The sequence below is a fragment of the Bacillus sp. J14TS2 genome (assembly GCF_018333015.1).
Classification (GTDB): domain Bacteria; phylum Bacillota; class Bacilli; order Bacillales; family Bacillaceae_C; genus Lederbergia.
The window spans coordinates 97,519-116,500 of record NZ_BORE01000003.1; the positions used below are offsets into that span (position 1 = coordinate 97,519).

The 18,982-nt window shown below is 37.2% G+C and carries 15 protein-coding genes and 1 pseudogene; 11 read left to right on the top strand and 5 right to left on the bottom strand.

Going from position 1 to position 18,982, the window contains the following annotated elements; all coding sequences use genetic code 11:
- Positions 1-51 precede the first annotated feature (51 nt).
- Together KI375_RS05405 and KI375_RS05410 are read left to right on the top strand one after the other, a co-directional pair.
- On the top strand, positions 52-330 hold the full coding sequence (locus KI375_RS05405; RefSeq protein WP_212972510.1) for a hypothetical protein: 279 nt from the start codon (positions 52-54) through the stop codon (positions 328-330).
- Positions 331-529: 199 nt separating this feature from the next.
- A complete protein-coding gene (locus KI375_RS05410; RefSeq protein ID WP_212972511.1) occupies positions 530-2,269 on the top strand; it encodes a phospho-sugar mutase in 1,740 nt (579 codons plus the stop codon).
- Between the two features lie 264 nt (positions 2,270-2,533).
- Here the strand turns inward: KI375_RS05410 and KI375_RS05415 are convergent, their stop codons facing one another.
- Positions 2,534-3,856, bottom strand: coding sequence for an ABC transporter substrate-binding protein (locus KI375_RS05415; RefSeq protein ID WP_212972512.1), 1,323 nt, complete (start codon positions 3,854-3,856; stop codon positions 2,534-2,536).
- Positions 3,857-3,917: 61 nt separating this feature from the next.
- A complete protein-coding gene (locus tag KI375_RS05420) occupies positions 3,918-5,003 on the bottom strand; it encodes a GntR family transcriptional regulator (RefSeq protein ID WP_212972513.1) in 1,086 nt (361 codons plus the stop codon).
- 375 nt (positions 5,004-5,378) lie between these two features.
- On the opposite strand from KI375_RS05420, the gene KI375_RS05425 reads away from it, so the two are divergent.
- The 4 genes from KI375_RS05425 to KI375_RS05440 are packed head-to-tail and all read left to right on the top strand — an operon-like array spanning position 5,379 to position 10,876.
- Positions 5,379-6,074, top strand: coding sequence for an ABC transporter ATP-binding protein (locus KI375_RS05425; RefSeq protein ID WP_212972514.1), 696 nt, complete (start codon positions 5,379-5,381; stop codon positions 6,072-6,074).
- Positions 6,043-7,095, top strand: a complete 1,053-nt coding sequence (locus KI375_RS05430; RefSeq protein WP_212972515.1) for an efflux RND transporter periplasmic adaptor subunit — start codon at positions 6,043-6,045, stop codon at positions 7,093-7,095. The genes KI375_RS05425 and KI375_RS05430 overlap by 32 nt, the downstream gene beginning before the upstream one ends.
- Positions 7,096-7,110: 15 nt before the next feature.
- Positions 7,111-9,999 carry an ABC transporter permease gene (locus tag KI375_RS05435; RefSeq protein WP_212972516.1) on the top strand — a complete coding sequence of 963 codons (2,889 nt, stop codon included), beginning with the start codon at positions 7,111-7,113 and terminating at the stop codon, positions 9,997-9,999.
- 1 nt (position 10,000) lies between these two features.
- Positions 10,001-10,876 (top strand): ABC transporter ATP-binding protein, encoded by an 876-nt coding sequence (locus tag KI375_RS05440; protein WP_212972517.1) that lies wholly within the window; start codon positions 10,001-10,003, stop codon positions 10,874-10,876.
- Between the two features lie 197 nt (positions 10,877-11,073).
- On the opposite strand, the gene KI375_RS05445 is transcribed toward KI375_RS05440, so the two are convergent.
- The 3 genes and pseudogenes from KI375_RS05445 to KI375_RS27790 form a co-directional block, all read right to left on the bottom strand.
- A complete protein-coding gene (locus KI375_RS05445) occupies positions 11,074-12,033 on the bottom strand; it encodes a glycoside hydrolase family 43 protein (RefSeq protein ID WP_212972518.1) in 960 nt (319 codons plus the stop codon).
- A 168-nt stretch (positions 12,034-12,201) separates the two neighbouring features.
- A pseudogene (locus tag KI375_RS27285) lies at positions 12,202-12,654 on the bottom strand (ABC transporter permease subunit); the annotation flags it as partial.
- 201 nt (positions 12,655-12,855) lie between these two features.
- Positions 12,856-13,101: a type 2 periplasmic-binding domain-containing protein gene (locus KI375_RS27790; RefSeq protein ID WP_212972519.1), complete on the bottom strand. Its 246-nt coding sequence runs from the start codon at positions 13,099-13,101 to the stop codon at positions 12,856-12,858.
- Between the two features lie 496 nt (positions 13,102-13,597).
- Between KI375_RS27790 and KI375_RS05455 the strand changes: the two genes are divergently transcribed.
- The 5 genes from KI375_RS05455 to arfA all read left to right on the top strand — a co-directional run bounded on the left by KI375_RS05455 (position 13,598) and on the right by arfA (position 18,973).
- Positions 13,598-14,500, top strand: coding sequence for an ArsR/SmtB family transcription factor (locus tag KI375_RS05455; RefSeq protein ID WP_212972520.1), 903 nt, complete (start codon positions 13,598-13,600; stop codon positions 14,498-14,500).
- Between the two features lie 550 nt (positions 14,501-15,050).
- Positions 15,051-15,956 carry a carbohydrate ABC transporter permease gene (locus KI375_RS05460; RefSeq protein WP_212972521.1) on the top strand — a complete coding sequence of 302 codons (906 nt, stop codon included), beginning with the start codon at positions 15,051-15,053 and terminating at the stop codon, positions 15,954-15,956.
- A gap of 11 nt (positions 15,957-15,967) precedes the next feature.
- Complete coding sequence (locus KI375_RS05465; protein ID WP_244852312.1) at positions 15,968-16,792, top strand: carbohydrate ABC transporter permease; 825 nt, start codon at positions 15,968-15,970, stop codon at positions 16,790-16,792.
- 29 nt (positions 16,793-16,821) lie between these two features.
- Positions 16,822-17,430, top strand: coding sequence for a DUF624 domain-containing protein (locus tag KI375_RS05470; RefSeq protein WP_212972522.1), 609 nt, complete (start codon positions 16,822-16,824; stop codon positions 17,428-17,430).
- A 22-nt stretch (positions 17,431-17,452) separates the two neighbouring features.
- Positions 17,453-18,973: an arabinosylfuranosidase ArfA gene (gene arfA / locus KI375_RS05475; protein ID WP_212972523.1), complete on the top strand. Its 1,521-nt coding sequence runs from the start codon at positions 17,453-17,455 to the stop codon at positions 18,971-18,973.
- Positions 18,974-18,982: the final 9 nt, after the last annotated feature.

An 18,982-nucleotide genomic window follows, 5' to 3' on the forward strand; every position in this document is an offset into this window, starting at 1 on the left:
AAGATAAGCATAAGGTTAAGTAATTAAATTTCAATTTATCGTATGCTTAATTTGGAAAACAAAAGACACTTCGGTGTCTTTTTTATATCATCGACATTTTTCCCAGTCAAACCTAATTTGAATGCAAAAGTGGAAATGGAACATCTGCCTGATTACAGATTTAGTTTTCACTATAAAAATCCAAATATTGAAGCAAAAGCAGTGTTATATGAATTTTGGATAAGTCCAAATAAGGACAAAGTAGAACCTGTAATTGATGCTGAAAGTAAATATGCCCAATTGGATAAAAATGAGTCTGCACTACTATTTGAACTATCTCGCTTAAAGTGATTAAACGTCCTCTGTTATTGAGCCATTTCTTTTTTCAAACGTTACGACTAAGGAGTTGAGTCATAATACATAAACAGGTATGATTAATAAAGTAATAGCGAGATATAAAATAATATTTTTCGATGGAATTTGACAAAATTCGGGGAGTGTCAGGCACCACAAATGGGCCTTCTGGAGCACCCGAAGAGGAGGTATGGAAATGAGTTGGAGAGAGAAGTATTCTCAATGGAAAGAGCATTCAGGGCTTGATCGTCAGCTTGAGGAACAGTTGAGACAGATTGAGCAGGATGAGAAGCTTATAGAGGATAGTTTTTATAAGGAGTTAGAGTTCGGTACAGGTGGAATGCGTGGAGAGCTTGGACCTGGAACAAATCGGTTGAATATATACACTGTACGAAAAGCAGCAGAAGGACTAGCAGGATACATAGAAGACCAGGGAGAAGAAGCGAAAAGCCGTGGGGTGGTCATTGCTTATGATTGTCGTCATATGTCCCCGGAATTTGCTTTGGAAGTAGCAAAGACAGTTGGGAATCATAAAATTCAGGCGTATGTGTTTGAGAGTTTACGTCCGACACCCCTATTGTCGTTTGCTGTTCGTTATTTACATGCCTTTGCCGGCGTAATGATTACGGCTAGTCATAATCCCCCTGAATACAATGGTCTCAAAGCGTATGGAGAAGATGGCGGGCAACTCCCACCAAAGCCTGCTGATGAGCTTACTCACTATGTGAACCAAGCAGGGGATGAATTAAATATTGAGGTGGCTGATGAAAAACAACTGCAAGAGCAGGGATACCTCACTTTTATTGGGGAAAAGGTAGATCAGGCTTATCAAAGATCTTTGAAATCCATTCATTTAAATGCAGAAGCCGTGCAAAAAGCTGGAAAAGATTTGAAGATCGTGTTTACGCCACTTCATGGGACCGCAAATTTACCCGTACGTGAAGGATTAAAGGAATTTGGTTTTGAAAATGTAACGATTGTGAAGGAGCAGGAATTACCAGATGCGAATTTTTCAACGGTTGCCTCTCCTAATCCTGAGGAACATGCCGCCTTTGAACTGGCAATTCAATACGGGGAGAAAATAGATGCGGATATTTTGCTAGGCACTGATCCTGATGCCGATCGTCTTGGAGTTTCTGTGAAAAATGATCAAGGAGATTTTATCGTTTTAACAGGCAATCAGGTTGGAGCCTTAATGACTGATTATATTTTGACACAAAAACAACAAACTGGTCGTTTGCCTAAAAATGGTGCGATCGTTAAAACCATTGTGACATCGGAAATTGGCAAAACGATAGCGGAAAGCTTTGGAATTTCGACCCTTGACACTTTAACTGGCTTCAAATTTATTGGCGAGAAAATAAAGGAGTTTGAGGAAACAAATGAACATCAATTTCTATTTGGATATGAAGAAAGCTACGGTTATTTAATTGGCGATTTCGTTCGTGATAAAGATGCTGTGCAAGCTGCAGTTTTTGTTGCAGAAATTGCTGCATATTATAAACTGCAAGGAAAGTCTCTTTATGATGGATTGCTGGAAATTTTCGGAAAATATGGGTTTTACCAAGAATCTCTTCAATCGTTAACTTTAAAAGGGAAAGACGGAGCTGAACAAATTGCTGGAATCGTGGATTCTTTCCGTCAGGAACCTCCACAATCGATCGGAGGAGTGCGAGTAGCTGTTTTGGAAGACTATGCGATTAGTGAAGCTGTAAATGTACAAACAGGAGAGAAAACACAAATTGAGCTGCCGAAATCAAATGTTCTTAAATTTAAGTTAGGTGACGGATCGTGGTTTTGCCTTCGTCCTTCAGGGACAGAACCAAAAATTAAATTTTATTTTGCCGTGAAAGGTGAAACCATGAAAGAGAGCTTTAAAAAACGTGAGCAATTTGAAGCAGAAGTGATGGGGATGGTTCAAACACGTTTAAAATAAGGAAAGCATTATATAGTTAAAATGAAGGGGCTGTCCCCAAAGTCGAAAATCTCCAAAAAGGCTCCCTTGCCGCGGGCATCGCTTCAGCCTCCTCGCTTCGTGGGGTCTTCAGCTGATGCTATTCCCGCAGGCGTGTCGCCGTTTTTGGAGATTTTCTTAGCGATTGAAAAAGAAGGAGGGATATTTCATTTCTCCCTTCCTTTTTTGTTGCTGAATACTTATTGGACAGCCCCTTCTTCTACCTAAGGGTTGGCCATATCTTTATTAGCTACTACCTTTAGCTTCTTTAATTTTGGCTTCTGCTTCTTCATAGGTTTCTCGCAAATATGTGTTGACATCTTGTTCTTTTTCGATGAACTTCATGGCATCTAATATTTCACCATCTTCTTCGAAAGCGGAGACCTTTTCTGGTGCCTCTGCTGCTTCAAGATCAAAGACAGCTTGCATATTTTTATCTTTTAAGCCTTCGATTTCGGATGAAAAAGCTTCTTGTACTTCTGAATTGTTTAATACAGTGGCAAATCCCTTTTTAGAACGCATCATTTGCCACTCATCTGACATAAGATATTCTAATACTTGAAAAGCTGCATCTTTATGTTCACTTGTTTCTGAAATCGATAAACCAGCAGCATTTGCACTTGGGCCTATTTCCGGTTGGTCTTCCCATACGGGATAGGAAACCATATCCCAGTCCAATCCTGTTTCTGCTTCTACATTACTTAACCATATATGAACATCGAATAATGGAACCATTGCCACATTCTGTTCGTTAATAAAGTTACCCCAATCACCCTCATCTTCCGGAATTACACCAGGAATGGACGCAATACTCTCAATTTTGTTTAAGAATTTTGCAAAACGTTCATCCTCCAGATACATAGATTCATCCGTTTCAGGATCTACATGTTGTACACCAAGTTGATTCAACATAGCTCCAGTTGAAGATATATCAATTCCACGGTAATTAGTGCCATTGACTTCCCCATTGACCTTGCGAGCAAGATCCGCTATCTCATCCCAAGTCATCCCATCTTGAGGATAGTTAACTCCAAATAAATCAAAGATTCCTTTATTATAATATAAGACATCCCATCTTTTTACATAAGGAAAGTAATATAACTTTCCTTCCCCCCAGCTCCGTACTTTATCGATTTGTGCCTTGTCAATTTTAGTTAAATCAAAGCTGTTTTTTTCTACTAACTCATCTAAGTCGTAACTTAATTCATATTCTTCTAAAACCTTCAATTGCCCTCCACCTGATAAATAAAAAATGTCGGGTATATTTCCTTTCGCAATATCATCGTCCATTGCATCAAAATCCACCTCGGTAAACTCTAATGTAATATTGGGGAACTTCTCCTCAACAGGCTCTTTAATATCTTCAATAAATTCCTCTTCCCAGCCGTAATGAACCTTTAATGTCACTGGCTCTGATTCGTCCTTTGTTGTTGCATTTCCAGTTTCTTTATCGGATGTTTCAGGTTTGGTCGCTGATTTATCCGAATTACAAGCTACTAAAAGAAAAGTGAAGAGTAGAATAAGTAAGAAAAGTATCCGTTTCCATTTTTTATTAATCGTTTTTTCCATTATTGATCCCCCGATTTATATATGTTTTAATTTTAGAGAGCGATATCAAATATGTAGAAGACTACAGCTCGCTAGTTTCTAGCTTTACTTCATTTGTTTGAAAATAGATTTTTACAGGTAAGACGATTTGATGTATATCGTTCTTATCTTTTAATTGTGATTGCAGAAGTCGTACAGCTTCTTTGCCTATTTGCGTTGAGTTTTGTTTAGCAGTAAAAATGGGATATCTCTTCAATTCTCTTTCTTGATCAAAAGAGGCAATCGAAAATTCTCTTGGGAGTTGTTTATCCAGCTGTTGGACTGCTTGATAGGCAATTTTCCCTGCAAAAGCATTCATAGCAAAAATCCCGGTTATATCAGGGTTCGTTTGTAAAAGAGTAACAGCTTTGTCTACAGCCTCTTCATGAAGAATATCTGTAAACCAATTAGAGCGGTTAATAGAAATACCGACCTCATCAAGGGCCTGTTCAAATCCTTTCATCCGATCAAGTATTGTTGTGGTTTCAAAATGTGGTACTGTAAATAAACTCACTTGTTTATGATCAGGACGAAGCATTTTCGTCAGCTGATATGCCCCTTGTACATTATCAGAATAAACAGCTGATGCTTTAATCCCTTTCAGGTAACGGTCAATTAATACGAGAGGGAAATGGTCTAATTTCAACCTTAAGAGCTCTTCGTTGTATAATTGATCATCGACTGGAAAAACAATTAGTCCTTTTACTCCCATTTGCAACAATGATCTAATTGCTTTTTTCTCTACATCAATTTGATGATTGGACTGCCTAAGAATTAAGCCATATCCTATATCAGTGGCAGCGTTCTCAATACTACTTAAAATTTTTGCTGAGTGCTCTTCAATTACTTCCGGCATAATTAGGCCAATAAATGGAGGATAGGCATAATCATTTTCCACTTTCTTTTGATTTACTTGTACAATTTTAGAAGGTTCATCAACAAATGTGCCTTTTCCAGGTATTCGGTAGGCCTTTTCATCTTCAACAAGTTTATTGATGGCATTTTTTGCTGTAATTCTACTTACTTTAAATTGTTTCGCTAGTTCTGCCTCAGAGGGCAGGCGATCATGGGTCTCGTATACACCACCTTCTATTTTTTCTTCTAAGTATGTTTTGATTTGTTGATACAAAGGTATTGTCTTCTTAACGCTCTCCACCTCCCAAGTAAATCCTGATATATCCAGTTATATCCTGATAGGATATAATTATAAATTAATGCTATTATAGAAGACTGTCAAGTTCTGCATGGAGCAGGAAAGAAGGTTTTAGTAGAGGGATGATGTAGTGAACTTTTGAAAAATATAGTTGATTAGGGATAATATTATAATAAAATATTTGAAATTGATTTGTAAAATATGGATAAGTTATTTATAATGAACGAAAACAATTATATGCACAACTGCTAAAAAGAGATTTATATACATACGTATGTCTGAAGTGGCAATTTCTCTAATTTATCTTTATAAAAAAATGGAAACGCTATCAATGTTAGGGGAGGGAAGAACATGGAATCACTTGTGACGATCGAGGGGGTATCTAAATCGTTTGGAAGTGGAAATAACAAGGTTGATCTATTGGAAAATATTAATATATCGATTGAAACATATCAATTAGTTGCTTTTCGTGGCAGGTCTGGTTCTGGAAAAACAACCTTATTAAATTTGATAGGGGCACTTGATTATCCTACTGCGGGAGAAATATGTATAGGGGGTGAAGCGATCGGGGAATTTAACGAAAAGCAACGCTCGAAGCTTCGGCAGGCAAAAATGGGCTTTATTTTTCAATCCTACGGTTTGGTTCCTTTTATGACTGTGGAGGAAAATATCGCATTTGGTTTACGGATCACTCAAACCTCGCGAGGAACATGGCAAACGAAAATAAAAGAGGCACTTGACATTGTTGGGCTATATAAAAGAAGAAAGCATTATCCATATGAGCTTTCAGGTGGAGAACAGCAAAGAGTTGCGATTGCCCGTGCAATTGCTATCGACCCTATGTTGATTTTGGCTGATGAGCCAACAGCAGAGTTAGATAGTCAAACTGGTTTTCGCATTATGGACATTTTTCAGGAATTGGTAAAAAGTCAAAAGGCGACAATTATTATGACTTCACATGACCCTGTTATTTTAGAAATGATTGAACATGTCTATACATTGGAGGATCGAAATATTGTTTATCAAAATAATAAGAATATTGTGTAAAAATAGTCAGATTCCTATAAATATTACCTTATTTACTCTTCCGCTTATTGTTTTAGGCGGTTGTACATTCTTACCGAAGGAGGAGGCCGTCCTTGCACCTCCACTTACTGAACCAGCTCAATTGGATTATAAAACGGTGGAGGTAACGAAGGGGAAAATCGTTAAAAGTGTGAAGGGATTAGGGACAATGGTCCCTAAAAATAATGTTGATTTGTTTTATAAGAAAGAAGGAGGGCGTCTGAAGGAAATTTCGGTTCATAATGGTGATACGATCGAAAAAGGACAGGTTCTAGCTGTATTAGATACAGGGGGGCTTGCTTATGACATTGAGCAAGCTAGATTAGATCTGCAAAAGTCGGAAATTCGCTTGCAGCAGGTGAAGGCACAGGAAGGAGTGAGTTCCTACGATATTAAGATTGCGGAGTTAGATGTACAAGGAGGGACAAATCTTCTTGCTCGGTTGAATAATGAAATGGCGGAAGCCACAATTACTTCCCCGATTAATGGTGTTGTAACCTTTGTAGCTGAATTAAATCAGGGAGCCGAAGTCCCAGCCTATGAATCTATTTTTCAAGTAGCAGAAGTTACAGAGCTTAAGCTGCAATATACAGCGAATAAAGCGGCAGATTTATCTGATGTAGAGATCGGGATGAAGGCCACTCTCCAGATTGATGGTGAAAAAGTGAATGGAGAAGTGGTGCAAACTCCGAAAACGGTTCCTTCTGATGTTTCACAGAAAGATCCTGAGTTCTATGGAAGAACGATGATGTTGGAGATAAAAAAGATACCCAAAGATATAAAGGTTGGGGATATGATTGATTTTGAAGTGATTACAGCGAAGCAGGATGATACGCTCATTATTCCTAAGAATGCACTTCGTTCGATTACTGGGCGAAATTATGTGCAATTGATCGATGGGAATGCAAAACGAGAGGTGGATATTCAAACAGGAATTGTTTCCTCTACTGAAGTAGAAGTGTTAAAAGGGCTTGAAGAAGGCGATCAGATTATCACTAAGTAGAGGAGGGAATAAGCTATGGCCATTTTGAAATTAATTATTAATAAAATGTTGAATAATCGCTGGTTAACAGGAAGCTTATTCCTTGGTCTACTGATTACTGTGTCGCTTGTAGCAAGTATCCCGATCTACACATCTGGTGTCATGCAAAAATTATTGATTAAGGAATTGGAAGATCATCAGGTGAAAACAGGTGAATTTCCAGGAAGCTTTACCTTTACAGACTCCTTTGCCTCATCTGTAACCGACAAGCCGACAGAAGCCTTTTTAAAAGCTGAACAGGTCAACGCTGATTATACGGAGCAGGTTGGATTACCAATTTTAGCTAAAAATATTTCATTTGGCACGATCGCTTTGAAAGCTATGTATGAAGACGAAGGGAGACGTGAAGAGGAAAAAGAGCAAAGAGATGGGAAATTGATGATGATCGCAGGGATCGAGGATGAAATAGAGCTTGTGGACGGTAAGCTTCCAGAAGCTGAACCTGTTGATGGAGTCATCGAAGCACTTGTAACAGAAGAAGCTCTATTAAAAAGGAATATGGTACTGGGGACAACGTTTATGTTGTCTAAGGAAGAGCTGAACTTAGAATATAGAGTGAAGCCTGTTGGCGTTTATCGTCCAAAAGCGGTAGAAAGCCCCTATTGGACGTTGATTCCCAATAATATGAGTCAAGACTTTATCGTTTCAGAAAAATGGTTTCGCGATGAAATTTTGCAAAATCATGAAGATGCTTTATGGTTCGCCCGATTCAATACAGCTTTTGATTACCACCAAATCACCCCTCTAGATTTTCCTGCGCTGTTGCAATTGCCAGGGAAGATAAAGCGAGAAATAAATGGGAACAAGGAAACCAATATGCTCTTTGATTTTCCTATTAACGGTATTTTGAAAACGTATGAGCAAAAGGGAAAACAAATGACGACTATGCTATGGTCTCTTAATGTTCCTGTCTTAATCATGCTTGCGATCTATTTATTTATGATTTCGCGCTTAATTATTGAAAGGCAGCTCAATGAAATTGCTGTTTTCTTTAGCCGTGGGGCAAGCCGCTTGCAAATTGTATTTATTTATTTTATCGAAGTCGCCATCTTAGGTGGACTCGCTTTTATACTAGGACCGCTAATCGCCTTACAACTATGTAAAATACTAGGGGCTTCCAATGGTTTTTTAGAATTTGTACAAAGATCTACTTTACCTGTTGAACTTTCAGGGGATGCATTTCTCTATGCATTATGGACGGTACTCGCTTCGATTGTGATGGTGATGATTCCGGTCATCCATGCTTCTGGGAGTAGTATTGTCAGTCATAAGCAAAGAAAAGTACGACACCAGGGGAAGATGTTGTGGTCACTGGCAATCTTGGAATTTGTCCTGTTAGGTGCTGCAATCTATGGATTGGTAACGTTTAATAAAAGACAGAAAGAATTACTTACATTCAATATTGATAGCGCCGATGTATCGATTGACCCAGTGCTATTTTTTCTGCCGGCTCTCTTTATTGTTGGGTTTGGCTTAATCGTTTTACGGGTGTATCCATGGATTATGAAGATGATTTTTAAAATAGGTGAACGCTTTTGGTCGTTACCACTTTATAGTACCCTGCTGCAAGTGAGCCGTTCCTCCAAACAGTATAAATTTTTAATGCTCTTTTTAGTGATGACGATCGGGATGGGTGTCTTCAGTGCAAGTGCGGCGCGGACAATTAACACGAATTTAGAAGAACAATTGTTGTATGAGCAGGGCGCAGAAATCCGCATGCAAGTGAGGTGGCAAGATAATTTACCGCCTCCTAATGCGATGGGCTATCCAACTCCAGGTGTTGAACAAGCAGATGAAGAAGAGACTACGGAACCAGAAGTGCAGGAAGTTGTTTATACTGAACCGCCATTTGAACCTATAGAAAAATTAGAACATGTAGATAAAACAGCAAAGGTCTTCCAAAAAAAGGGATTGACGGTGTCAGCGGATGAGGAAAGAAGCATCTCTAATGGGCAATTAATGGCAATCGAGACACAGGACTTTGGAGAAGCGGTTTGGTTTAAAGAGTCACTTTTACCGTACCATTGGTATCATTATCTGAATTTGCTGGCAGAAGATCCAAGTGCGGTTCTTGTTTCAAGAGAGACGGCGGATGCCTTAAATCTAAAAAAAGGCGATGAAATTTCTCTAAACTGGCAGGACTCAGATACAGGGGAATTTATTGTCTATGAGATTGTCGATTATTGGCCTACGTTTAACCCATTGCAAAAAATAGATGAAGACGAAGAGGAAGGGCAGGTAGGTGCTTTAGTCGTCGCAAACCTTCCATATGTACAGACGATGCTTGGTTTGGAACCATACGAGGTATGGATGAAAGCAAAACCAGATTCCTCACGTGCCGAGTTGTATGAAGAAATCGAAGAAGCGGACATTGCGGTGGCTGCTATGAGTGATGTCGTTCCGCAAATAACCGAATTAAAAAATAGTGCTTTATTGCTTGGTGTCAATGGGATGATGACGATGGGATTTTTAATTTCCTTATTGATTTCCTTTATAGGTTTCCTTCTTTACTGGATTTTGACAATCAAAGCGCGCACATTACAGTATGGTATTTATCGAGCTATGGGAATTTCAATGCCGAAATTAATGGGAATTTTAATATCGGAACAATTGTTTACATCTGGAGCAGCATGCGGGCTTGGGATTCTAGTTGGTGGCTTAACAAGTTTTCTCTATGTTCCCCTATTTAAAATATCATTAAGCATTGATCAATTAATGCCACCCTTTTCCGTCGTTTCAGAAGCGAGTGATGAAGCAAAGATTTATCTGTTCTCAGCTCTCATGCTTCTGGTTGGCTCGGCGGTATTAATCGGATTTTTACGGAAAATAAAAATTGATCAAGCGATCAAGCTAGGTGAGGATTAAGATGATACAATGCGAAAATTTAATGAAAATCTATAAAATTGATGAGGAACATGAAGTCATTGCTTTGCAAGGCTTGGATTTACATGTAGAGAAAGGCGAAATGATGGGGATTATTGGCAGTAGTGGTAGTGGGAAATCTACCCTTTTGAATATGCTTGGTGGGCTGGATCGCCCGACCGCTGGAAAATTGATTGTCGATGGTAAAAATTTGCTGCGCTTATCTGACCGTGAGCTTGTGAAATATAAGTTAGAAAGCGTCGGATTTGTTTGGCAAAATAATGCGCGAAATTTAATCCCATATTTATCAGCGGTGGAAAATGTGGAAATGCCGATGTTACTCAAAGGGGGCCAGAAACGATCACGGGCTAAGGAATTATTAGAAATTGTCGGATTGGGGCATCGGTTTAAAAGTAAATTAGGCTCTCTTTCAGGAGGTGAACAGCAACGGGTTGCAATTGCAATTGCCCTTGCGAACGAACCTAGCCTTATTTTGGCAGATGAACCAACCGGCAGTGTAGATGGGAAAACAGCTGATACCATTTTAGATGTCTTACATCATTTGAATAGAGAATTAGGTGTGACTGTTGTGATCGTTACACATGATACTCAACTTAAAAGTAAAATGGATCGGATTGTCGCGATTCGCGATGGTAAAACGTCAAGTGAAATTTTGCGTCGTTCCCAATTGCTTCATCAAGATCAAGAAGATCAGGAAGACACGGAAGAAGAAACTCATGTCGAATTAGCTGTTTTAGATAGTGCTCGACGAATTCAAATTCCTGAGGAATATTTAAAGGCAATTGGAATTACGAACAGCAACAAAGTTCACCTCAAAATGGAAGACGAAAAAATTGTGATTGCCAATCCTCGTAATTGATTTAAAAGAATGAGCAGGTCATTATATTTGGTTAAAGTAGTAGAAGTTTCTGGAAACTATCATGAATAGGAAGAATAAAGGGGGGAGTATTAAAGAAAGCAAACAAAAACAGCCTGAGATCACTAATAGGGAACTCAGGCTGGAATAACTTGCTTGTCTTCTTATTTTGAATTCTATTTTTAAAAAAATTAATCGTCTTAGTCAGTATCAGCTCTTGGAACTCCAAAATTGGGTGTTCCATCTGGATTCCATTGAATCACTTGAGCACGTGCATGACGATTTGGATCATACAATGGATTTCCTTCAATTTCTTTATAGCTTCTGGCATGGTAGACAAGAATATCTTGTTGTCCATCTTCAGAAACAGTAAAGCTATTATGACCAGGTCCGTATTGGCCTGTTTCTTCCGATGTTTGGAAAACAGGTTCCGGTGTTTTGACCCAAGATTGGGGATCAAGTAAATCACTGTTTTCGTCTGCTGTCAATAAGCCCATGCAATAGTTGGCATCCGTGGCACTACCGGAGAAGGTCATAAAAATACGACCATTCCTTTTAAGAACAGCAGCTCCTTCATTGACAAGATAACCAATTTTCTCCCATTCGTATTCTGGTGTCGAGATACAAACCTGTTCTTCTTTTAGTGTCCAAGGGTTTTCCATTTCTGAAATATAAAGATTAGAGTTACCTGGGATTTTTGGATCCTTTTGTGCCCATACATAATAGCGAACTCCTTTATGTTCAAAAGAAGTTGCATCTAACGAGAACGACTCCCATTCCGTTTTAACCTGTCCTTTTTCCACCCAATCTCCTTCTAATGGATTAATAGAAGAATTTTCAAGCACAAACATACGATGATCAAATAATCCTTCGTGGGTTTCAGAGGTGTGAGCAGCAGCGAAGTAAATGTACCATTTACCATCTATGTAATGAATCTCAGGTGCCCAAATATTGGCACTCATTGGTCCAGTATTATGTTTCCACCAAACCGCTTTTTCTTCCACGTTTGTTAGTCCTTGAATAGTTTTGGAGCGACGTAAAATAATGCGGTCATATTCAGGAACGGACCCTGTGAAATAATAATAACTATCAGTATGTTTATAGATCCAAGGATCTGCACGTTGCTCGATTAATGGATTTTTTGCTTTGAATGTAGACATGATGTCAACCCCTATACATTTTGTGTTTTATATTGTTTTAAAAGTCTCCCTTATTGTGTTAGACTTTCTATTTTTTCTTCGGATAGCTTAATCGCTTTGTTTTTGGCAAGATAATGAACAAATGTAAATCGCTAGTATCGCCGATCCAATCAATTGGCCAATCATCTAATAATTTCCGTAAATATCTTGCAATAGTAATAGCCAGCCGTAACTAGCATTTTACCAACATCTGTATAGACGATAATCGACCATAGGAAATCGTTTCAGGATCCAAGTAAAGGAAAACAATCCACTACAATTAGAACCGGTTAATAAGCGGGAGGATAACCGAAATAAAGATACGGAAATCACTACACGCGCTGATTCATCTAACTCTGATGGGATCCCCTTCATGAATTGGCGCACAAGAAAGATATTTCCTATCCCGGTTAAACCAGGAATGAACATCGCCCATGCGGTGTTGACCCATCCAAGAACATCAATGATTTTATAGGATGGAATCAGATTGACGACCGCGAGAAAAAAGAAATTCCAGGCAATGTGAAAAAGGAGTATCTCTTTCTGTATATTTCAATCTTGAATAATCATACCCGTAATTAATATAACGGTGATAATCAAAAGTTTAGAAACAAGGCCGGAATATAAATAATCGATTGAATGAAACTCTTCATTTTCACTTGTTTATGTTCAAGTGCGACAGCGGTTTTTAAAGGCGTATGAATATTATGTGTACGTACAAGAAGTCTTAGATAAGTATGTAATCGATATGGTTCATGGCGAAATGAACGTAGATTAAGCTTAGAAACAAAAAGTAAATTTTGGTTATAGTACAGAGGCATTAATAGGAATATCAAGTGAAACTGTATATTGAGTTCCATCAATGCTCCCCACAGACCAAACTTGTGGTGAATAGTGTTCTTCTTTTAATTCTGGTTGCTCTGCAATGAGATTAGTCATGGGTTCTAAAACCTCTTGTTTCACATATGAAGGAACACGATCTGCATGAATAATCGTTAAATCAGCGACTACCTTACCAGAGTTTAAAATGGTTGACAATTTCTTATACATATCAGACGTAATGACATCTTCACTTTCAATTCTGGATCTGTCACATTGTATTCCTTTACAATTTGTCCCTTGTACGCACCATCGGTCTCCCGTTAGTGGGGTCCAATAGGTAATTATGTTTTTATCATCATTACTACACCCACCGGTTAATCACATGACTGCTATACTCAACATTATTGATATAACGCTTTTTCTCATTCTATCCTCCATCTAGTTCATAGATTACTTAGTTATTATTCATAAAACTATAAACCATATAAATAATTAACTTGGATTTAGTATAAATCTAGTATAGAACGATGTCAATAATAATTATGTGAATTCCATTTGATACAATTGTTACTTTATTAGTTAAATAATTAACTATATTGGTGGTAAATATTGTTGTTTTTACTTATATTTAATGATTAAATTATGATATATACGTACTCATTATTTTAAATGTTTGCAAAAGAGTAGAGATTTAATTTTAAAAAATGGAAGAGGGGGAAATCCTTTGCAACTTGAAATAGATCAGTCCTCGTTGATTGTTTATCAAGCATTGGCGAGTGATGTGCGACTGAGAATTATTCAATTGTTATCTAAAAACAAAATGAATATTAAAGAACTATCCGAGGAATTAAAGATTAGCAGTCCGATTGTGACAAAGCATATTCAAAAGTTAGAGGAAGCCGGACTAATTCGAACGGAGAAGGTTCCGGGAAAATCAGGGAGACAAAAAATATCAATTTTAAAAGTGGATCATATTGAAATTAACTTTCCGAAGAAAATCTATCATTCCTTTGCCTCATATAAAACATCTGTACCGATAGGGCATTATACTGATTTTGATTTTAAGCCAACATGTGGATTAGCAACAGAAAAGGATTTTATCGGCCCGGTGGATGAGCCAAAGTATTTTATGGACCCTAAAAGGGTGGATGCCGAAATTTTATGGTTTACTCAAGGATTCGTTCAATACAATGTAGCCAACTTTCTTAAGAAAGAAGAACAGCTACAGCAATTTGAAATTAGTTTGGAAATTTCATCGGAATTTCCTTTCTCTAATGATGTATGGCCTTCTGACATTACCTTTTCATTGAATGGCCTTCAACTGGGGACATGGACAAGTCCTGGAGACTTTGCTGATACGAGGGGGAAATTCACACCTGACTGGTGGCCCAATAATATTAATCAATATGGTTTATTGAAGACGATACGAATTACAGAACATGGTACGTATATTGATGGAGACCCATTATCTGATGTAGTTGTAGGGGATTTAGAAACAGATTGCGATCGCTGGACATTTCGAATCGAAGTAAAAGAAGATGCTGAGCATGTTGGTGGAGCCACGATCTTCGGGAAAAAATTTGGAAATCATGATCAGGATATTGTCTTTAAAATGTACTATTTGTAATAGTAGGCAAAGAATCTAAGAGAAAACGACTCTATCGCAAAGGTAGAGTCGTTTTTCTCTTAGATTCTTTCTTCACTCAACACCTGTTTTCTCTAGATCGTGATCCATCATCTGACCTCATAGGGAGCACCATCCTCACTTAGTTCCTCCTCAATCATTCCGATCCTAAAAGAATATTTAGATTCTTATATAGGAGAAAAACAAACAAATACCTAACACTTTTGTTAACGAAATTAGAGAAAAAGGTTTTTTTCTCCATAAGGTTAATAAAAGTTGTACATACATATTCCGTAAGGTTTAGATAAAGCGAACAACAACATCGGTTGTTTAAGTCGAAATTTGCAGTAATAGAGAGAAACTTGTGTAGTTTTTCGAAATGCATTATTGACATGTACGTATATGTATAATATATTTATAGTTAAATAATTGGAATGCGTTTTCAATTAACCTATGGGAATATGATTAGATTATAAAGTAGCCTTGAAGGATTTGTTTGCATATTACTTTTATATATGAAGCTAGATTTATACTTTATTAAGGAGGAGTAGCTATGTTGTATATGAAGCGTCTTGGAGCATATTGGAATAAACCAAATCATGCAGCCTATCTCTTTTTACTGCCATCTTTAATTATTTTAGTAGCATTTATATTTTTGCCACTTCTAGGTACCTTTGCATTAGGATTTTTTGATATTAATATTTTTTTCACAAACACAATGTTTACTGGTATGGATAATTTTATTAAATTTTTCTCAGATGAACGAGCGATTAATTCTCTGGTACATACGCTTTATTTCACTCTTTTAGAAACACCAATTCAAATTATTGTAGGCTTAGTATTTGCTGTTGTTTTATCAAAGAGTACTTTCTTTAATAAGTTTTGTCGGTCAGTATTCTTCATTCCCGTTGTATGTTCCCTTACATCAATTGGAATTGTTTGGTCCATGTTATTAGATCCGAATATTGGTTCTATTCCTTACCTATTTTCAAGATTAGGTATGACGATTCCACAATTTTTTCGTGACCCTGTATTGGCTATGCCAACCGTTGCTATTCTGACTGTTTGGAAAAATTTCGGAGTCACAATGATGATTCTTTTAGCGGGGATACAAGGGATCTCTAACTCTTTATATGAATCTGCTGAAATAGATGGCGCAACAAAAATACAACAATTTTTTAAAATAACGATTCCACAGTTAATTCCTTCTTTAAGTTTTTGTATCCTAACAAATTTTATTGGTTCAATGCAGGTTTTTGACCAAGTATATGTGACAACAAATGGTGGTCCACAATTTAAGACCGAGACAGCTGTTCAATATATTTATAATAGAGGCTTTTCAGCGCCGTATGAATTAGGCTATGCATCGGCGGTTTCGTCGATTCTTTTTATCATAATTGCAGTAATAGCCATTTCAATTAACTTCTATCTAAATAAAAAAGAAAGCCAAATGATGTAGGAGGGAAGAAATTGGAAAAATATACTTTTGGAAGGCTAAGTTATAAAATTTTCATGATTTTAATTGTGATCCTAATTATGTTTCCGTTCTTTTGGCTTTTGGTCTCGAGCTTTAAATTTGAAAAGGATATTATCTCTTTTCCACCTAGGGTATTTGCCGATAAGTATACATTTGAAAACTATATTCAAGTTTGGTCTACAATTCCTTTGCTAGATTATATAAAAAACACTGTTATTTTTGCAGGCGGTGTAGTGATTACATCGGTTTTCTTTGATTCATTGGCAGCATACGCCTTTGCTCGTATGAAATTTAAAGGTCGGACATTTTTATTTTATCTTGTGCTTTTATCGATGATGATTCCATTTCAGGTTTTTATGATCCCGCTTTTTATTGAGGTCAATAAATTAAATATGATTGATTCCTATATAGGGTTAATCTTACCTCGGATGACAAGCGCATTTGGAATTTTTATGATGAGATCCTTCTTTGTTTCCCTTCCAAAGGATCTCGAGGAAGCTGCACGTGTGGATGGATTAAATGAATTTAAAATATTTTTTAAGATTATGTTGCCCCTTTGTAAACCAGCTATGTTAACACTTGGGATTTTCACGCTTATGAATAACTGGAATGACTTGTTGTACCCATTACTTCTTACAAGTACCGCAGAAATGAGGACATTACCGGCTGGACTCGCGCTATTTACGGGTCAAAATATCTCATTCTACGGACCGGTTATGGCTGGCGCGGTCATATCAATGTTACCTTTGTTAATTGTGTATATTTTTGCGCAGAAATATTTCGTTCAAGGTGTAGCTATGTCAGGATTAAAAGAATAGTATTTCTTCTCAAGACTGGAGGTAATGTAATGGGGTTTTATTCTAGTCGTTTTTATTATCAGCTTATTCAATTCTGTGATTATATTTTTCTCAGTATTTTATGGGGAATTTGTTTACTTCCCATTATTACGATTGTTCCAGCTACAATTTCTCTTTTTACAGTCATTAGGGTTTGGAGAAAGGGAACAAGTCAAGGACTGCTTGTCTTGTTTTTTGGAGAATTCAAACAACATTTTTTGCAAAAATCATTGTTAAGCCTCTTTTTAGTTAGCTTTATTTTTGTACTTTATCAAAACATTCAGCTCATCACACCGATTGAGAATCCAGCGAACTTTATTCTCTTTTTGTTGTTAGGTCTATCTTTCCTTTTATTGATGAGTTTCTCTGTTCACTTTTTTAATATTTATGTCCGTTCAGAAGAAAAGAAAATTAGGCTTATTTTTAAAAATACGATTATTTTAACGATTTCTTGTTTTCATTGGACGATTTTAGGATTAGGAATTGTCTTTCTTGATATTTTATTCGTTTTATTTCTTCCTTTCATGATTTTCTTAGTCGCTTCTTTTACAGGTTATTTGTTAGTACGAATAAGCGATAAAGCAGTCAAAAGTATCAAAGTTGAGCAACTGGTAATTTAATTTTTAGAAAGTAGGGATTTGGTTGAAAACAGCTAGATTAAAAGTAGGTAAGGATTTTCAGATTTCAGCGATTGATGAGCGGATATATGGGTCATTCGTAGAACATATGGGGAGGGTTGTCTATACAGGGATATTTGAGCCAGGTCATGAGCAAGCAGATGAGAATGGTTTTCGGAGAGATGTTATGGAGCTTGTGAAAAAATTGAATTTATCGGTGATTCGCTATCCCGGTGGAAATTTTACATCTGGTTACAATTGGGAAGATACAGTTGGCCCTGTAGAGGAGAGAAAAACGCGTCTTGAGTTAGCTTGGAGACAGATTGAACCAAATACTTTTGGCTTAAATGAATTCTTTGAGTGGTGTAAACAAGTTGGAGCTGATCCGATTATGACCGTGAACCTTGGCACTAGAGGGATTAAGGCTGCCTGTAATATCCTTGAATATTGTAATTTTGAAGGTGGGACGTATTGGAGTGATTTAAGAAAGCAGCATGGTTATACTAGTTCCCATCATGTAAAAACATGGTGCTTGGGAAATGAACTTGATGGGCATTGGCAAATCGCCAGCAAAACGGCAGAGGAATATGGTAGGTTAGCAAACGAAACAGCAAAGGCCATGAAATTGATTGACCCTACTATTGAGACCGTTGCTGTTGGAAGCTCGACACCACGTTTGTCTAGTTATCCTGAATGGGATAGAGAGGTATTGATGCAGTCGTATGAAAATGTAGATTATTTATCTTTACACAATTATATTAATCGTTCACAAGATGAAGATTTAGCTGTTTACAAAAAGCGTGAACCAGATGATACGCCTACCTATTTATCTCGATCATTAGCCTTTGATCGGCAAATAAAAGAGGTAATTGCCACCTGTGATTATGTAAAAGCAGTGAAACGCAGCGATAAAACAATGTATCTTTCTTTTGATGAATGGAATGTTCATCGCTATCCTGAACAAGATTATGAAGAGTGGAAGACAGGCAGCCCCATTGACTGGTGTCATTTTACCATGGAAGATACACTTCTATTCGGCGGGATGCTACTTTCCATTTTACGTCATGCTGACCGGATTAAAATTAGTTGTCAGTCATTATTGGTCAATACAATTCCGCTTATATTAACAGACGCTGGTGGGAAAGCATGGGTGAATCCAACCTATTACCCGATGCTACATGCATCCCAATTTGGAAGAGGAATTTTAATGGATTCAAAACTTTCATGTGATCAATATAGTAATAGTCTTTTTAATGAGATTCCGACCGTTGATCATGTAGTGGTGAAAAATAAAGAGGATATAACAATCTTTGCTATTAATCGTACTGAAGAAAGTATTCTACTAGAATCAGATTTATATGGATTTAAAATGGAGCAGGTTATTGAGCATATTATCTTATCTTCTCAAGATCTAGATGATTGTAATGCTTCTGATTGCCCAGATAAGGTATCACCAAAACGAATAAAAAATTCTCTACTTGAAGATGGGATAGTCAAAAGTGAATTACCTGCTTATTCCTGGAATGTGATTCGGATCAAAATATAAAGGATAGAA

Bases quoted from the DNA above. Each gene is read 5' to 3' on its own strand.
- KI375_RS05410 (WP_212972511.1), top strand. From the start codon at position 530: ATGAGTTGGAGAGAGAAGTATTCTCAATGGAAAGAGCATTCAGGGCTT.
- KI375_RS05415 (WP_212972512.1), bottom strand. From the start codon at position 3,856: ATGGAAAAAACGATTAATAAAAAATGGAAACGGATACTTTTCTTACTT.
- KI375_RS05425 (WP_212972514.1), top strand. From the start codon at position 5,379: ATGGAATCACTTGTGACGATCGAGGGGGTATCTAAATCGTTTGGAAGT.
- KI375_RS05435 (WP_212972516.1), top strand. From the start codon at position 7,111: ATGGCCATTTTGAAATTAATTATTAATAAAATGTTGAATAATCGCTGG.
- KI375_RS05440 (WP_212972517.1), top strand. From the start codon at position 10,001: ATGATACAATGCGAAAATTTAATGAAAATCTATAAAATTGATGAGGAA.
- KI375_RS05445 (WP_212972518.1), bottom strand. From the start codon at position 12,033: ATGTCTACATTCAAAGCAAAAAATCCATTAATCGAGCAACGTGCAGAT.
- KI375_RS27790 (WP_212972519.1), bottom strand. From the start codon at position 13,101: ATGTATAAGAAATTGTCAACCATTTTAAACTCTGGTAAGGTAGTCGCT.
- KI375_RS05460 (WP_212972521.1), top strand. From the start codon at position 15,051: ATGTTGTATATGAAGCGTCTTGGAGCATATTGGAATAAACCAAATCAT.
- KI375_RS05470 (WP_212972522.1), top strand. From the start codon at position 16,822: ATGGGGTTTTATTCTAGTCGTTTTTATTATCAGCTTATTCAATTCTGT.